Genomic DNA, 14,192 nt, shown 5'->3' with positions numbered 1-14,192 from the left:
ACTCAGTTCCTGCGCTCTACCACGTAATTCACAAGGTCACGCAGGCGATCGGCCTCGGACCCGAAGATATCGAGATGTGCCTCGGCCTGCGCGGCGATGCGACGCGCTTCCCGCGCGGCGCCTTCCACGCCGAGGAGGGCGACATAGGTGGACTTGCCGGCCGCCTCGTCCTTGCCCGCCGTCTTGCCAAGTTCCTCGGCACTTGCCGTGGCATCGAGCACGTCGTCCGCAACCTGGAAGGCCGCGCCAAGGTCACGCCCATAGGCCGCGATGCGGGCACGTACGTCCGGGGCGGCCTGACCGAGGATCGCCCCGGCTTCCGCCGAATAGCGGATCAGGCAGCCGGTCTTGAGCGCATGCAGCCGCGCCACTTCCTCAAGCGACAGCGAACGGCCTTCGCCTTCCATGTCGATCATCTGCCCCCCGACCATGCCCGCGGCGCCAGACGCGGCGGCAAGCGTGGTGACAAGGTCGATGCGCACGCCGGCATCGGGGTGGGTCGCAGGATCGGCAAGGATGCCAAACGACATGGTCTGCAACGCATCGCCCGCCAGGATGGCCGTGGCCTCGTCAAACTTGCGATGGGTGGAGGGCTGGCCACGACGCAGGTCGTCGTCATCCATGGCCGGCAGGTCGTCATGCACCAGGGAATAGGCATGCAGCATTTCGACCGACGCGGCGGCGCGATAGGCCCCGGCCTCGTCCACCCTGAACATGCTGGCGACTTCGGCCACGAGATATCCGCGCAGGCGCTTGCCGCCGCCAAGCGTGGCATAGCGCATGGCATCGATCAGGCGGGCTTCGCCGCCCCTGACCGGGGCCAGCAGGCGATCAATCGCATGCTCGACGGCTTCGGCCCGCGTGGCGAGTGACGCACGCAGACGGACCATACGGTCCTTGCCGTCTTTTTCGGGCGAGGGTGCTGTTGTTTGGCTCATCTGATGCATCAATCCATAGATTTCGCATCCAGCGTGCCGTCGGCGCGCTGGATGATCGCCTGAACGCGGGCCTCGGCCTCGTTCAACCTGGTCTCACAATACTGTCGAAGGGCGGCGCCACGCTCATATGCCTTGATGGCATCCTCCAGCCTGAGCTGACCGCCTTCCAGCTGACGGACAATGCCTTCCAGTTCGGCAAGCGCGTCCTCGAAGGAAAGGGAAGTCAGGTCATCTGTCATCGGCATGTCACACTTTCATCATCATGGTGGCGCAGGAATTACAACCTTGGGCGGCCTTCTGCCAAGGGGACATATCAACGGATTATCCCGCGCCGCGGGTGTCACGGGTACGGCATTTTGCACCGATCGCTGTCAATGCTGCCGCCAGATCATAAAAAACTATTTATTTTCAGTATCTTGTTTCCGGCGAATGACAAAGGACAGGGTTCCTCCTTCCTCGCCGAATGCGATAAGCGCATGCCCGGTCTCCCGACAGAAGGTCTGAAAATCGGCAACCGACGCACGATCCGTGGCCATGACACGCAGGCGGCCACCAGCAGGCATGCCACGCAATATCCGGTTCGCCTTCAGCACGGGGAGTGGACATGTCAGTCCGCGTGCATCAAGTAGGATTTCGTTCATGCCACGTCTGTTCCTTATGATACGGGGCCCATCCCCGGCATGAGGGCCGGGACGGGGTTTGAAGTCTGAGCCAATTCGGATCATAAAAGAAAATCAAGCCATGGATGTAATCATGACGCACGAAAGTAGCTGCTGATGGGGCCTTATCGTATCGGAATCGATTTTGGCGGCACCAAGATCGAGATCGCGGCCCTGGGCCAGGACGGCAGGGAACTGGTCCGTCGTCGCATTACCAATCCCGGCAATTACAGTGGCGCCATCCGCGCCATGTGCGACCTGATCGCGGGCGTGGACCAGGAACATGGCGGGCAGGGCAGCGTGGGAATCGGCATTCCCGGCTCCATCAGTCCCGACACGAACGTCATCAAGAATGCAAATGCGACATGGCTGAACAACCAGCCCCTGCACAAGGACATGACCGAGGCCCTTGGCCGCGATGTCCGCGTGGAAAATGACGCCAACTGCTTTGCCCTTTCCGAAGCCATCGACGGGGCGGGGCAGGGTTACAAGACCGTGTTCGGCGTCATCATCGGCACGGGCATGGGGGCAGGGATCGTCACGGACCACCAGTTGATCATCGGCGCGCATCACATTGCCGGTGAATGGGGGCATGTGCCGCTGCCGTGGCCACGGCTGGAAGAATTTCCCATGCCGAAATGCTTCTGCGGCAATGAGGGCTGCATGGAACGCTTCCTCAGCGGTTCCGCACTGGCGCAGGACTGGAAGGGACCGGGGCACCGCAGCGCGGGCGGAATCGTGGAAGCCGCCGAAGGTGGCGACATCACGGCCATCGGCGCGCTGGACCGTTACATGGAACGCATGGCGCGCGCCTGCGCGCTGGCGATCAATTTCCTTGATCCCGACGTCATCGTGCTGGGCGGGGGCGTTTCGAACATCAAGGAAATCTATGAACGGGTGCCGCCGATGATGCGGCGCTATGCGATCACCCCGAACTGCAACACCCCGATCGTCAAGAACGTCCATGGCGACAGTTCCGGCGTGCGCGGTGCGGCGTGGCTGTGGAATACGCCGTAATCCTCTGACAGTCCCATCCCCCGGTCCTGATGGGGTGGCGGATGGGACATTCACGGCTTCAGGATGCAGGCGCGCGCCCCTTGAAATCAGTGGCGATGACGTAGAGTTCGCTGGATTCCTTGCGGCTTGCCGGTGGCTTGGCATGGCGGACCTGCCCGAAGGCGCGTTTCAGCGCCTGCAGCATCTGCTTTTCCGATCCACCCTGAAAGACCTTGGCGATGAAACTGCCGCCCGGCGCCAGTATCTGGACCGCAAAATCCAGCGCCAGTTCGGCAAGGCCGATGATGCGCAGGTGATCGGTTGGCGCATGGCCGGTCGTATTGGGGGCCATGTCCGACATGACAAGGTCGGGCGGCCCATCAAGCAGTTCACGCAGGCGGTCCGGCATGTCGGGATCGTTGAAGTCCCCCTCGATGATCGTGGCGCCGGGAACGGGATCAACCGGCAGCAGGTCCACCCCCACGACGTGGCCTGCGCCGCGCTTGACCGCCACCTGCGCCCATCCACCGGGTGCCGCGCCAAGGTCGACCACGCGCATGCCCGGCCGGATCAGGTGGAAGCGGTCATCGAGTTCTATCAGCTTGAAAGCGGCACGCGACCGCCATCCCTGTTTCTGGGCCGCCTGCACATAGGGATCATTGAGCTGCCGCTGAAGCCAGCGATGCTGCGCCGTGGTGCGGCCGCGCGCCTTCTTGACGGTAACGGTCTGGTTGCGCGCGGAGCGGACGGCACCGGAGTCCGCACTGGCGAGGGATTCGCCGGGCGTCAGACTGCTGGTGCGTGATTTTCCCGGGATTCTGGGTTTAGGGTCTGCTGGTCGTCGTTTCATGTAAGGGGCCGCTCGTCGGCTTCAGCTTGTGCCGGACAGGAGAAAAGGAAGAAGGTACCGGCTGAAAAGCGATACGCGAACTCCTGTCAATCATGCGCAAAAGCATGCCGTCACGCAATCCTCGATCCGCCACGACCACTTCGGGCACCGACCATGCCTGCTGAATCGCTTCGAAAATCGCGCATCCCGCCATGATGTAACGGGCGCGGTCAGGCCCGATTCCCACATGGCCGGACAATCCCGCCCGATCCATGCCGTTGAGCCGCCGGATCACCGCCAGCGCCTGCTCCATCGGCAGGGTCGCGCCATCGATCATGGCACGGTCATAGCGGACCTGCCCCATCGCGACACTCGCCAGGGTCGTCACCGTACCGCTGGTTCCCATCAGCACGACATTGCCAGATGCAATTTCACGCCGGATGCAGTGGACGTCCTCGAACGCCTCCAGCCGCTGCCGCACCATCGAGACCATGCGCCCGTATCCTTCGGGCGTGAAGGCCGCATCGCCCATCTGTTCGGATATGGTGATGACGCCCATCGGCAGGCTCAGATACCCGATCAGGGACTGCCGCCTGCGTGCGTGATCCGTCCGCACCCATGCGATTTCCGTCGAGCCGCCGCCGATATCGAACAGCAGCGCACGTTCGCGCAGGGGAGAGAAGCGGCCATCATGCAGGAGGGAGGCGCAGCTTGTCAGGGCAAGTTCGGCTTCCTCCCGCGCGGAGATGATGGAAATGGACAGGCCGGTCTCATCGCGGATGCCATCAAGGAATGCCGGGCCATTTTCAGCACGGCGGCAGGCCTCTGTCGCGATGGCGGTATATTTCCGCAGGCCCGCACGGCGCATCCGCACGGCGCATGCGCGCAGGGCATCGGCCGTACGTTCCATGGCTTCATGCCCGAGGCGCCCGGTATGGTGCAGCCCTTCGCCAAGGCGCACGACGCGGCTGAAGCTGTCGATCACCCGAAAGCCGCGCCCCGCGGGGGCGGCAACCATCAGGCGGCAGTTATGCGTTCCCAGGTCCAGCGCCGCGTACAGGGGGGCGGCATACGGAAGACGCCTGAAATCAGGCATCCCGAACATCTGCAGACCTTGTCCCGGCGCTGCGGGACGGGGAACGTCATGGAGCATGCGTGCAATCCTTTGCCTTTCAAGGCATTCCATCATTGTGGGGACTGTCCTGCATTAAACGCAAGTCAAATATGTGATCTTGTGAAAAGATCGAAAAAAGGTGGTTGCATACCCCCCGGCCCGGTGCTATCACCCCTTCACCGCAACGACAGCGCCTCCGCCACTCAGGCGGAACTGCTGGGGGATAGTTTAGCGGTAGAACTACCGGCTCTGACCCGGTCAGCCCTGGTTCGAATCCAGGTCCCCCAGCCAAAACTTCCTTCCAAAACATAAAAGTTCCTGTGTGATATGCTGCGGACATGTGAAGTCCGTCATGCGATTATCCATGTCTATGGAACGGCAGTTCTTCCCATTACCAGCCATCCGGCCCCGAAGCAGGGGAGCGCGGATCCGATACTGGTTTTCCACGGTTTTTTTGTTAAAACCGCGCATTGTGGAAACATGGACGGAACGTGACGGACAATGCGCATTGCCTATATCATAAACTCACTTGAAGGCGGCGGCGCATGTTTCCCGGTTCCCGCCATCACATCCGTCTTTCGCAAGGCCGGGCATGAAGTTGCCGTCTTCGCGCTGTCGCGACGTGACGGACTGGCGCTGCCACGACTGGAAGAGGCGGGCCTGAGGGTCGAGATCTGCCCCGCAGGGGAAAAACAGCAGGTCCAGACGCTCCGCTGGCTCAACCATGCCCTGACAGCGTGGAAGCCGGACCTGTTGTGGACATCACTGATCCGCGCCACGCTCCTTGGGCAGATCCTTGGCACGCGCCATCGCTGGCCCGTGGTCAGCTGGCAGCACAACGCGAACCCCAAACCCATCAACCGGCGCCTCCTGCTGTCGATGCGCCGGCTGTCGTGCTTCTGGGTGGGGGATTCGCAATTCGTGACCGATGAAACGCACAGGATCCTCGGAATCCCGCGTGAACGCCTGGCGTGCTGGCCCATCTTCTATGCCACCCCGCAGGCCCCGCAGGCGCAGCCATGGCAGAAAGGAGAAGTGATCCGCATCGGGTCACTGGGACGCCTGTCGCGTGAAAAGGGATATGGCGACCTCTGTGCCGCGCTGGCGCTGGTGCAGAAAGCCCGGCACAACCTGCCGCCTTACGAAATTACCGTCCGCGGTGAGGGCAACCATCGCGCTTTCATCGAAGAACGATGCAGGGCGCATGGCCTCGACATGATCCATTTTCCGGGATTTGTGACCGATACACGCGATTTCCTCGCATCACAGCATATGTATGTGCAGCCATCGCGCTGGGAAGGGTTCTGCGTCGCCATGCACGAAGCGATGCAGGCGGGGCTGCCCGTACTGGGGACTGCCGTGGGGGAAATGCGCTACTCGGTGCGGGAAGGGGAAACCGGCTGGCGTGCCGCACCACGTGACCCGCAATCGCTGGCGGATGTACTGATCCGGGCGCTGTCCCAGCCGGAACGCTTCCATGACATGGGGCAGCAGGCACGCAATTACGTCTGCACCCAGTTCAGCGAGGAAAACTTCACCAGAGCGGGGATGGACATCCTGGAGCGTGTGCAGGCAATTACGGGACTCCATAAATAATAAAAGCGAACCAGCGCCAGATGGGCTGATGCCATGACTGGCGCTGGTGATGCGCATGGCGGACATCAGGCAGCATCCGGACAGCCCGGAATTCGTCCCCGTCCGGTCTGCGTCAAAAGTCTCATAATATATATTATGCCAACAAATGTTTCCGGGAAGATGGAAATTGGCGCTTTGCGCTGCATTCCGGCATCATGGATTTCTACTGACTGACGGATTGAATTCTGACCGATGGCTGACACGTTGCTCGCATGTGTTCATGGCTTTGCCTTCTGTGGCATTGACGCCACACCCGTTAAGGTTGAAGTGCAGCTTTCGACCGGACTGCCATCGTTCCTGATTGTCGGCCTGCCGGACAAGGCCGTCGCGGAATCCCGTGAACGCGTGCGCGCGGCACTTTCCGCCATGGGACTGGCTCTGCCGGCCAAGCGGATCGTCGTGAACCTTGCGCCCGCCAACCTGGCCAAGGAAGGATCGCATTTCGACCTTCCCATCGCCCTTGCCCTTTTATGTGTCATGGGTGTCGTGCCGCATGACATGGCGGCACGTTACGCCGCCCTGGGCGAGCTTTCGCTTGATGGCGGCCTCAATCCCGTCTGCGGCGTGCTTTCCGCAGCCATGAGCGCGCATGACCTGTCTCTGGGCCTGATCTGCCCGCGCGCACAGGGTGTGGAGGCACGCTGGGCCAGCGAGGACATGGACATCCTCGCCGCTGACAGCCTCCCTGCCCTTGTCAATCATTTCCGGGGCCAGCAGGTCCTCACACCCGTTGAACTTCCGGACCTCCGGCGTGCTGCGTCAATCATGCCGGAGCCTGACCTTGCGGACGTGCGCGGCATGGAAAGCCCGAAACGGGCGCTCGAAATTGCGGCGGCGGGCGGCCATTCGCTGCTGATGTCCGGGCCGCCGGGTGCCGGGAAATCCATGCTGGCCGCGCGCCTGCCGGGCATCCTGCCCAACCTGACGGCCGAAGACATCCTTGAGGTCAGCCGCATCCACAGCGTCAGCGGCCTGCTGTCGGATGGCAACCCCATCGTGCGTCCTCCTTTCCGTGACCCCCACCATTCCACCAGCCAGGCCGCGCTGAGCGGCGGTGGCGCCCGCGCACGGCCGGGTGAAGTCAGCCTTGCGCACCGGGGCGTGCTGTTCCTGGACGAACTGCCGGAATTCTCCCGCCACGCGCTGGAAACACTCCGCCAGCCCATTGAAACCGGCTCCATCACCATCGCCCGCGCGGCGGCGCATGTCACCTACCCTGCCCGCTTCCAGTTGATCGCCGCGATGAATCCCTGCCGCTGCGGATACCTTGGCGATGCAGCACAGGAATGTCGCAAGGCCCCCCGCTGTGGCGAGGATTACCAGGCCCGCATTTCAGGCCCGCTGCTGGACCGCATGGACATGTACGTACGCGTCGAACCCGTCCCGCTCGGGCAGATTGCCGGGCTTGCCCGTGGGGAAAGCAGCGCCATCGTGGCCGAACGGGTCGAAGCGGCATATGCGCGCCAGGCCAGCCGTCAGGACGGCCTGCGCAATGCCGAGGCCAGTATCGACCTGTTCCCCATACAGGCGGCGGCGCGCGATTACGCCGTCATGGCATCGGAGCGCCTGCACCTGTCGGCCCGCGGCTATACCCGCCTGCTGCGCGTGGCGCGCACGATTGCCGATCTGGCGGCAGCGGTGGACATCGAACAGGCCCATATTGCCGAAGCACTCGCCTACCGGCTGCGGCGTCCGGTACGAAGATAAAAAATCCTGTCTTCAGGTGCTTGCATCCGAAGGAAGGATCGACTAATAACACCTCACCGAGCGGATGGGTGCGTAGCTCAGCGGTAGAGCATCGCCTTCACACGGCGGGGGTCACAGGTTCAATCCCTGTCGCACCCACCATCCGGACTTCACATAAAATAAATAGAGTGCATGTCGCAGGTATACGAACACTGCGACGATTGGCATGACTTGGGATACAGGCGCATATACCTGCGTCCGCATGGATCACGACTGCTGCATTTATGCTACGGGACGTGCCTGCGCCCCATCCCCTTGTCCGGGACAGGACGCATGAGCCGTCAGCCCGGATTAACGGACCTTCTTTTCACCCAGAATGTGCTTGCACAGCGTGCGCAGCTCGTCCGCCGTCACACCTTCGGGGTTATGTTCCGCCTTCTTGGCGATTTCCTTTTCAACCCCGGCATGCTCCTTGCCGACATGTGCGGCCAGCATGGTGACTTCCTCGCGGGTCAGCAGCTTGGGCTCGTGCTGGCCACGGGCCGCGAGTTTCTGCAGGTGTTCGGTAGCGGAAGGCGTATGCGAATCGGTCATTTCAGTATTCCTTTGTGATTCCATCACTCTATCGTGGCGATGGCACTCCGGTAAGAAACGCATGGGCATGGCGGGGTTACGTGAATGTCGCGAAACCCAGCCCCGCACCGAATGCATGACCTGCGGGGAAATTCCGAAATACGGCGTCAGAAGCCGAACATGTGATCCAGTGAGAACACGCCATCGTCACGCAGGCGGCCATGGTATCCGAACAGGCGACAGGACTGGTCACGGATCATGACATAGCCCCCCGCCCCCGTGCGCGCCATGGCCTCCGCCCCGAAAATCCGGTGGGGCCAGAGCGTCATCGATCCCCGCGCGGGAATGCTGACCTGCTGTTCCGCGACCTTCCCGCCTTTTTCATCATGCAGGCTCAGCACGGTTTCGGAACCATCATGCCATATGGCCGAAACGGGATAGATCAGGTGGCAGAAACTCGGCGCATGGCCCGCACCGGCCTGCAGGAACAGTCGCGTCGTCAGGCCCGGCGGCGGCCCGGAATAGGATTGCGGCTCATTGCGGTAGGTCATGACCGTGTTGAAGATGTGGGCTCCGAAACTGGTTTCCGCGACATGACCCGTCTGCAGGTCCTCGTACCGGATCAGGGCATGCAGCCATCCATCCGCCTGCCCGCCATCACGGAAATCATAGACCAGTTCCCCATGCCCCGCCCGGCCGGCAACATCCGACAGGTCCTGCGCGATCGCATGGCCACGCGCAAGGCAGCCAAGGAACCGCTCCCCTGATGGCTGGCCGCCCTCATCGAAACAGTCGACGCGCACCGGCAGCGTCTGCAGCGCATGCGACATCGGCGCGGGTTGCACGATCGTGCGGTAACGCGCCGGATCAGGGATGGGAAATGGCAGAAGGTATCCGCGCCCGAAAAAGCGCGGCGACAGGGTGACGATCCCGGGATCATGGGCAAGGTCGCTGCGTTCCACATTCAGGTGGGCGATGCGGGTCCCGCTGTCCGCGCGGATTTCGTAACGCGGCCGCACCACATGATGACCGCCATGGAATTCAAGCTGTTCCGGCCAGGAAGCATGTGGAAGGTACTCGTTCACACACAGGGCCATCGTTTCATATGGACCAAGTATCCGCTCAATCGGCGCCCGCCCGTCATGCCCCATGCGGCCCAGCGCCATCGCTCCGGCGGGAATGGGCACCGCATGGCTGTTCTGGACCCACAGGATCACCTCTTCGCCCCGCCGTGGCGCAGGCAGGTTGGCATAGCGTTCGGCGGGCCACGCATTGGCGTCATGGGTGACGGACAGGGTATGGCTGGCCGCATCGCCATGGATTTCCAGTGCGTATTTGACGACATCATGTCCCGCCACGCCAAGGACATGGATGAACAACTGCCCCGTAAACGCACCCAGCCCCAACCGATGCCGGACCTCGCCACTCTCCAGCACGATCGACTGTTCCGGCGCGAAAGGACCTTCGACCCAGCTGGCAAGGGGGCGGCCATCCTGTCCGAACAGCCGCAGCCAGAGCCTGACATCCCCCGCGCCATAACGCGCCCAGTAATTGGTGGTGACCAGACGGGTGGAAAGCCCCCCTTCATCGCGGAAGAACGCATAATTCGTCGCGAAATTGAGGCGGTTGAGATAGGTACCGGCCACCGTAAGCATGTCGTCAGGCAGCCGGGCATCCGCCAGCGTGAAGATTTCCATCCCGTCGGGCAGGATATCGCGCAGCCGGATGCAGACCCGCTCATGCTCGAAATCCAGCGCCCATACCACCCGCACGGGCGCATGCGGCAGGTCGGCCAGTGGCCGGGCCGGGCCGACGGGCGTGGGTTCGCCTACCTTTTCGCAGTCATGGACATAAATACCCTCGACCTGCACATCGTGCGGCAGCAGTGCAAGAAGCGTGCGTGCATGGCCCGCGGGGTCATAGATTGCAACAGGCCCCCTGTCGCCCAGCACCCGCGCCAGCGCCGCCAGACGCTCCGCCGCCAAGGGATGGGAGAATGCCTTGTAGGCGATATTGCCACCGGTGCGTGCATCATAGGTGCGGATATCGAGCATACCTGCTTATGTCATAATTACCTGCTGGAAACACGCATAATTCGTGAATCATTTCAGGCCCAGCCTGTGGCGCATTTCCTGTGCGATGGCCTGCGTGTCATCAAGTGGCGCGACCTGCCAGTCGCGCATGCGCCCATCGAACATCCGGACACGCCCCGCCTGCAACAGGTCCTGCATGAACAGGCCGATCCTGCGCGAACGTCCCGGCAGCGTGGCGACCATGACCGGCACCTCCGTCGCCACGGCTTCCGATATCATCGAGACACTGTCCATTGTCACCACAATGGCGTCCGCGCAGGCCAGAAGGCCGAGATAGGGGTTTTCCCCCTCCATGTCCCAGACCCATGCCCCCTTGGGCGACAGATGGCGCGACAGGATTTCACGCACCTGCGCGCTGGTCCGGCGCGATGGCGTGATCGCCATGCCCACCCCGTCACGATCGATCATCCGCCCAAGCTGCATGGCAAGCGCATGCCCTTCCGCTTCTCCCAGCCGGAAACGCCCGTTCCCCCCACCGACTAGGACACTGACCAGTGGGCGCGGCAGGTGGGCCAGTCGCGGTGCCCATTCCCGCCGGGCCCGCGCCAGGCAGTCGGGGGAAACCCCGTGCAGCGCGGTGCGTGACAGCAGGACATTCGGGCCTGAAATCTCGTCATGGCGATTGGCGATCACCAGGTCGAATTTCCGCAGGTCCATGCGCGGGTTCTGTATCTGCACCACCTGGCCGCCCTGTGCCCGCATGGCCGCACCCACCGCCCCGCCCGTGCCGCCGATGCTGATCATCAGGCCCGGTGGCTTCATGCAGGCCGGGGGCACCCGTAGCGGATGGATCGCACGCAGGGGGCTGGGCCACCACGACGCGGGCAGGTGACGCCAGACGGGGCGCACGCTGACGGGACAGAGCACAGGCTCCAGCCCCGCACGCCGCGCAAGCCCGAAAGCCTGCGACTTCATCCCGGCAAAGTCTTCGGCAATCACGCCTGCCACAGGGCCTGATGCCCCGTCATCGGGTACGGCATCGGAGGGGAAGGAACTCGTCATGGTACGCATCTGGCGTACGCGGAATCGCAGCGTCAATCCCTTTCCCTTTTCCTGCGGGGGCAAAGCACTGTATGGCTTGACCCGATGACCGAAGATTCCTGCACCTCCTTTGCCGAAACCGGGCTTGCGACGCCTGTGGGTGACAACCTGTCGCGCATGGGGGTACGCATTCCCTCGCCCATCCAGATACAGGCCATCCCCCCGATTCTGGCCGGGCGGGATGTCGAAGGAATCGCCCCCACCGGCACGGGCAAGACCGTCGCCTTCGCCGCCCCCCTGACGCAGCGCCTGCTGGCGGCACCACAGGAACGCACACCGCATCTGGCGCGGATCGTATGCCTGTCGCCCACGCGCGAACTGGCCAACCAGACGGGCGGCGCATGGCGTGGATGTGCGCGGGGCACGGGCCTGAAGGTCACGGTGGCCATCGGCGGCGTGCCGAAGGCGCGACAGGCGCGCGACCTGGAGGCAGGAACGGATATCCTTGTTGCAACGCCGGGACGGCTTGTGGACCTGATGTCCGACGGCGCGGTTGCGCTGGAACAGACGGTCGCCCTTGTCGTAGACGAGGCGGACCGGATGCTCGACCTCGGCTTCATCGACGACATGATGGCGATTGCCTCACGCCTGCCGGTCACGCACCAGACATTGCTGTTTTCCGCCACCATGCCGGACGGGATTGTCGAACTGGGACGGAAACTGCTGCACAAACCGGTCCGGGTAAAGGTGGACATCACCGACGCGCCACCACCCCGCATCCGCCAGCAGGTCATGTTCGTCCCGTCGCGGCGCAAGGTGCCCGCGCTCGTCTCCTTCCTGTCCACCCACCCGGCGCGACGGATCCTGATCTTTACGCAAACCCGGCGGCAGGCCGATGACCTGGCGAAGGCGCTGGGGCGGGACATGGCGTGTGGCGTCATGCATGGCGAACACACGCAGGCCCGGCGGGAACGTACGCTGCGTGATTTTCGTGACCACAGGCTGCATGTCCTGATCGCAACGGACGTGATGGCCCGCGGCATTGACATCGAAGACGTCACGCTGGTGGTCAATTATGATATTCCTGCCCTGCCCGAATCCTATGTGCACCGCGTCGGGCGCACGGCGCGTGCCGGCAGGCAGGGAAGCGCGCTGTCACTGTGTGCGCCGGAGGAGCGGCTGGCGCTCAAGGAAATCGAACGGGTAACCGGAGCACGGCTGAAAGCGATCGAAGCCCCCGTGTGAATCGCCACGTGACCCGCGTGTGACGCTGGCGCATAAATGAACGCACCATGGATTGCGGCCTGCGGCCGAGGCGATAAACTTGCCCCCATGATCCCGCCCCCCCGTCACGACTGGCATTCTGTCGGTGCATACCGCGCTGATGTACGGGCCGTATTTTCATGGGACGTGCGGTCCACATGAAGCGCGCCACCTCCGCAGAGCGCGGTCCGGTGCGCACGCGCCGCAGCGGCGTCTTCATGGAAACGCTTCCCCCGCCCCCTGCCCCGCTGCCGCGCTTCGAGGTCGAGGTCCCCCCGCCCGACCTGTCGGCATGGCGGGAGGGAAACTGCGGCATCCCCGGCGTCATGCATTTCGAAAGCCGCCGCGTCGGGCCACATGTGGTCGTGGTGTGCCTGATCCACGGCAATGAATATACCGGCGCGATCGTGATGGACGAACTGCTGCGCGCGCGCATACGCCCCGGATCGGGGCGCCTGTCCGTCATTTTCGCCAACATGGCGGCACTGGCGCAGTTCGATCCCGACCATCCCGTAGCCTCGCGCTTCATTGACGAGGACATGAACCGTGTCTGGTCCGAGGACACGCTGCATGGCACGCGCTCGTCCCATGAACTTGACCGCGCGCGACAGATCCTGCCGGTCATCCATACGGCGGACATTCTGATCGACCTGCACTCCATGCTATGGCCCGGCAGGCCGCTGGTCCTGTCCGGACGCGCCCCGCGTGGCGTGACACTTGCCCGGCAGATCGGGGCGACGAAACTGATCGTGGCCGACGACGGGCATGCCGATGGCACGCGGCTGATCGATTTCGCGCGATTTTCCTCCCCCCGGACGCAGGCACGCGCCTGCCTGCTCGAAGCCGGGCAGCACTGGCAGGCACAGACGCTGCAGACCGCACGCAGGGCCGTGCGCGCGGTGCTGCGCCCATCGTGCTTCGTGGCAGCGGACACTGCAGGACGGGAGGGCCGCGAGACCGCGCAATGCATGATGGTCACCGACCTTGTCCGTGCCCACTCCTCACGCTTTGCCTTTGTCGCCCCTTTTCGTGGTGGTGACATCATCGCCCGGCGCGGCACGCTCCTGGCCCGCGACGGCGATGATGAAATCCGTACACCCTATGACGACTGCATGCTGGTCATGCCCAACCTGCGTCCGGGCCGTGGACAGACCGCACTGCGCCTGGCGCGACGTGCTACACCCACTACGGACGGATCATTTCCCCGCCCCACACCCTGAAAGGCGCGGAGGACAGAAAAACAATCCGAAATGGCGCTGTCCTTTAAAAAAAAGACAGCGTCTTCTGAAGCTTTTTTGGGGTCTGTTGGGAATTATGGTTTTTAAAAGCGTGTGATTGTGATTCAAGGTCTGCATGGATCGCTTCGTACTGACAGACGCCCAATGGGCGAAAATGGAACCGCTGTGCCTTGGCAAGAAAACGGAT

13 protein-coding genes and 2 tRNA genes are annotated in these 14,192 nt (G+C 63.1%); 7 read left to right on the top strand and 8 right to left on the bottom strand.

What is annotated here, in order from left to right; all coding sequences use genetic code 11:
- Positions 1-2: 2 nt before the first annotated feature.
- The 3 genes from KMAL_RS00075 to KMAL_RS00065 all read right to left on the bottom strand — a co-directional run bounded on the left by KMAL_RS00075 (position 3) and on the right by KMAL_RS00065 (position 1,579).
- Positions 3-890, bottom strand: a complete 888-nt coding sequence (locus tag KMAL_RS00075; protein WP_110093734.1) for a polyprenyl synthetase family protein — start codon at positions 888-890, stop codon at positions 3-5.
- A 56-nt stretch (positions 891-946) separates the two neighbouring features.
- A complete protein-coding gene (locus tag KMAL_RS00070) occupies positions 947-1,177 on the bottom strand; it encodes an exodeoxyribonuclease VII small subunit (protein WP_110093908.1) in 231 nt (76 codons plus the stop codon).
- A gap of 159 nt (positions 1,178-1,336) precedes the next feature.
- Entirely contained in the window at positions 1,337-1,579 is a 243-nt protein-coding gene (locus tag KMAL_RS00065; protein WP_110093733.1) for a sulfurtransferase TusA family protein, read from the bottom strand.
- Positions 1,580-1,714: 135 nt separating this feature from the next.
- Between KMAL_RS00065 and KMAL_RS00060 the strand changes: the two genes are divergently transcribed.
- A complete protein-coding gene (locus KMAL_RS00060; protein ID WP_110093732.1) occupies positions 1,715-2,614 on the top strand; it encodes an ROK family protein in 900 nt (299 codons plus the stop codon).
- 58 nt (positions 2,615-2,672) lie between these two features.
- On the opposite strand, the gene KMAL_RS00055 is transcribed toward KMAL_RS00060, so the two are convergent.
- Both KMAL_RS00055 and KMAL_RS00050 read right to left on the bottom strand, forming a co-directional pair.
- Positions 2,673-3,443, bottom strand: a complete 771-nt coding sequence (locus tag KMAL_RS00055; protein ID WP_110093731.1) for an RlmE family RNA methyltransferase — start codon at positions 3,441-3,443, stop codon at positions 2,673-2,675.
- Positions 3,418-4,575, bottom strand: a complete 1,158-nt coding sequence (locus KMAL_RS00050) for a Ppx/GppA phosphatase family protein (protein WP_408887868.1) — start codon at positions 4,573-4,575, stop codon at positions 3,418-3,420. The genes KMAL_RS00055 and KMAL_RS00050 overlap by 26 nt, the downstream gene beginning before the upstream one ends.
- Before the next feature lie 178 nt (positions 4,576-4,753).
- Here KMAL_RS00050 and KMAL_RS00045 point away from each other — a divergent pair.
- The 4 genes from KMAL_RS00045 to KMAL_RS00030 all read left to right on the top strand — a co-directional run bounded on the left by KMAL_RS00045 (position 4,754) and on the right by KMAL_RS00030 (position 8,019).
- Positions 4,754-4,827 (top strand) — tRNA-Gln (locus KMAL_RS00045).
- Positions 4,828-5,037: 210 nt separating this feature from the next.
- Positions 5,038-6,132, top strand: coding sequence for a glycosyltransferase family 4 protein (locus KMAL_RS00040; RefSeq protein ID WP_110093729.1), 1,095 nt, complete (start codon positions 5,038-5,040; stop codon positions 6,130-6,132).
- A gap of 231 nt (positions 6,133-6,363) precedes the next feature.
- A complete protein-coding gene (locus KMAL_RS00035; RefSeq protein ID WP_110093728.1) occupies positions 6,364-7,878 on the top strand; it encodes a YifB family Mg chelatase-like AAA ATPase in 1,515 nt (504 codons plus the stop codon).
- A 66-nt stretch (positions 7,879-7,944) separates the two neighbouring features.
- Positions 7,945-8,019: transfer RNA gene (locus KMAL_RS00030), tRNA-Val, on the top strand.
- 189 nt (positions 8,020-8,208) lie between these two features.
- On the opposite strand, the gene KMAL_RS00025 is transcribed toward KMAL_RS00030, so the two are convergent.
- The 3 genes from KMAL_RS00025 to KMAL_RS00015 form a co-directional block, all read right to left on the bottom strand.
- The gene (locus tag KMAL_RS00025) at positions 8,209-8,451 is read right to left on the bottom strand and encodes a hypothetical protein (RefSeq protein WP_110093727.1); all 243 of its coding nucleotides are present in this window, start codon (positions 8,449-8,451) and stop codon (positions 8,209-8,211) included.
- Between the two features lie 146 nt (positions 8,452-8,597).
- Positions 8,598-10,484, bottom strand: a complete 1,887-nt coding sequence (locus tag KMAL_RS00020) for a hypothetical protein (RefSeq protein ID WP_110093726.1) — start codon at positions 10,482-10,484, stop codon at positions 8,598-8,600.
- Positions 10,485-10,532: 48 nt separating this feature from the next.
- Positions 10,533-11,525: a mitochondrial fission ELM1 family protein gene (locus tag KMAL_RS00015; protein ID WP_110093907.1), complete on the bottom strand. Its 993-nt coding sequence runs from the start codon at positions 11,523-11,525 to the stop codon at positions 10,533-10,535.
- Between the two features lie 84 nt (positions 11,526-11,609).
- Between KMAL_RS00015 and KMAL_RS00010 the strand changes: the two genes are divergently transcribed.
- Complete coding sequence (locus KMAL_RS00010; RefSeq protein WP_110093725.1) at positions 11,610-12,749, top strand: DEAD/DEAH box helicase; 1,140 nt, start codon at positions 11,610-11,612, stop codon at positions 12,747-12,749.
- A 176-nt stretch (positions 12,750-12,925) separates the two neighbouring features.
- Positions 12,926-13,987 (top strand): M14 family metallopeptidase, encoded by a 1,062-nt coding sequence (locus tag KMAL_RS00005; RefSeq protein WP_110093724.1) that lies wholly within the window; start codon positions 12,926-12,928, stop codon positions 13,985-13,987.
- Positions 13,988-14,192 lie beyond the last annotated feature (205 nt).

Source organism: Novacetimonas maltaceti, assembly GCF_002906255.1.
In the GTDB taxonomy this organism is placed as follows: Bacteria; Pseudomonadota; Alphaproteobacteria; order Acetobacterales; family Acetobacteraceae; genus Novacetimonas; species Novacetimonas maltaceti.
Note: the sequence above shows the minus strand (reverse complement) of the source record. Positions and strands in the feature narration are given on the sequence as shown.

Coding starts and splice junctions, on each gene's coding strand:
- KMAL_RS00055 (WP_110093731.1), bottom strand. CDS start 3,443: ATGAAACGACGACCAGCAGACCCTAAACCCAGAATCCCGGGAAAATCA.
- KMAL_RS00050 (WP_408887868.1), bottom strand. CDS start 4,575: ATGCTCCATGACGTTCCCCGTCCCGCAGCGCCGGGACAAGGTCTGCAG.
- KMAL_RS00005 (WP_110093724.1), top strand. CDS start 12,926: ATGAAGCGCGCCACCTCCGCAGAGCGCGGTCCGGTGCGCACGCGCCGC.
- KMAL_RS00010 (WP_110093725.1), top strand. CDS start 11,610: ATGACCGAAGATTCCTGCACCTCCTTTGCCGAAACCGGGCTTGCGACG.
- KMAL_RS00040 (WP_110093729.1), top strand. CDS start 5,038: ATGCGCATTGCCTATATCATAAACTCACTTGAAGGCGGCGGCGCATGT.
- KMAL_RS00070 (WP_110093908.1), bottom strand. CDS start 1,177: ATGACAGATGACCTGACTTCCCTTTCCTTCGAGGACGCGCTTGCCGAA.
- KMAL_RS00025 (WP_110093727.1), bottom strand. CDS start 8,451: ATGACCGATTCGCATACGCCTTCCGCTACCGAACACCTGCAGAAACTC.
- KMAL_RS00075 (WP_110093734.1), bottom strand. CDS start 890: ATGGTCCGTCTGCGTGCGTCACTCGCCACGCGGGCCGAAGCCGTCGAG.
- KMAL_RS00015 (WP_110093907.1), bottom strand. CDS start 11,525: ATGACGAGTTCCTTCCCCTCCGATGCCGTACCCGATGACGGGGCATCA.
- KMAL_RS00020 (WP_110093726.1), bottom strand. CDS start 10,484: ATGCTCGATATCCGCACCTATGATGCACGCACCGGTGGCAATATCGCC.
- KMAL_RS00065 (WP_110093733.1), bottom strand. CDS start 1,579: ATGAACGAAATCCTACTTGATGCACGCGGACTGACATGTCCACTCCCC.
- KMAL_RS00060 (WP_110093732.1), top strand. CDS start 1,715: ATGGGGCCTTATCGTATCGGAATCGATTTTGGCGGCACCAAGATCGAG.
- KMAL_RS00035 (WP_110093728.1), top strand. CDS start 6,364: ATGGCTGACACGTTGCTCGCATGTGTTCATGGCTTTGCCTTCTGTGGC.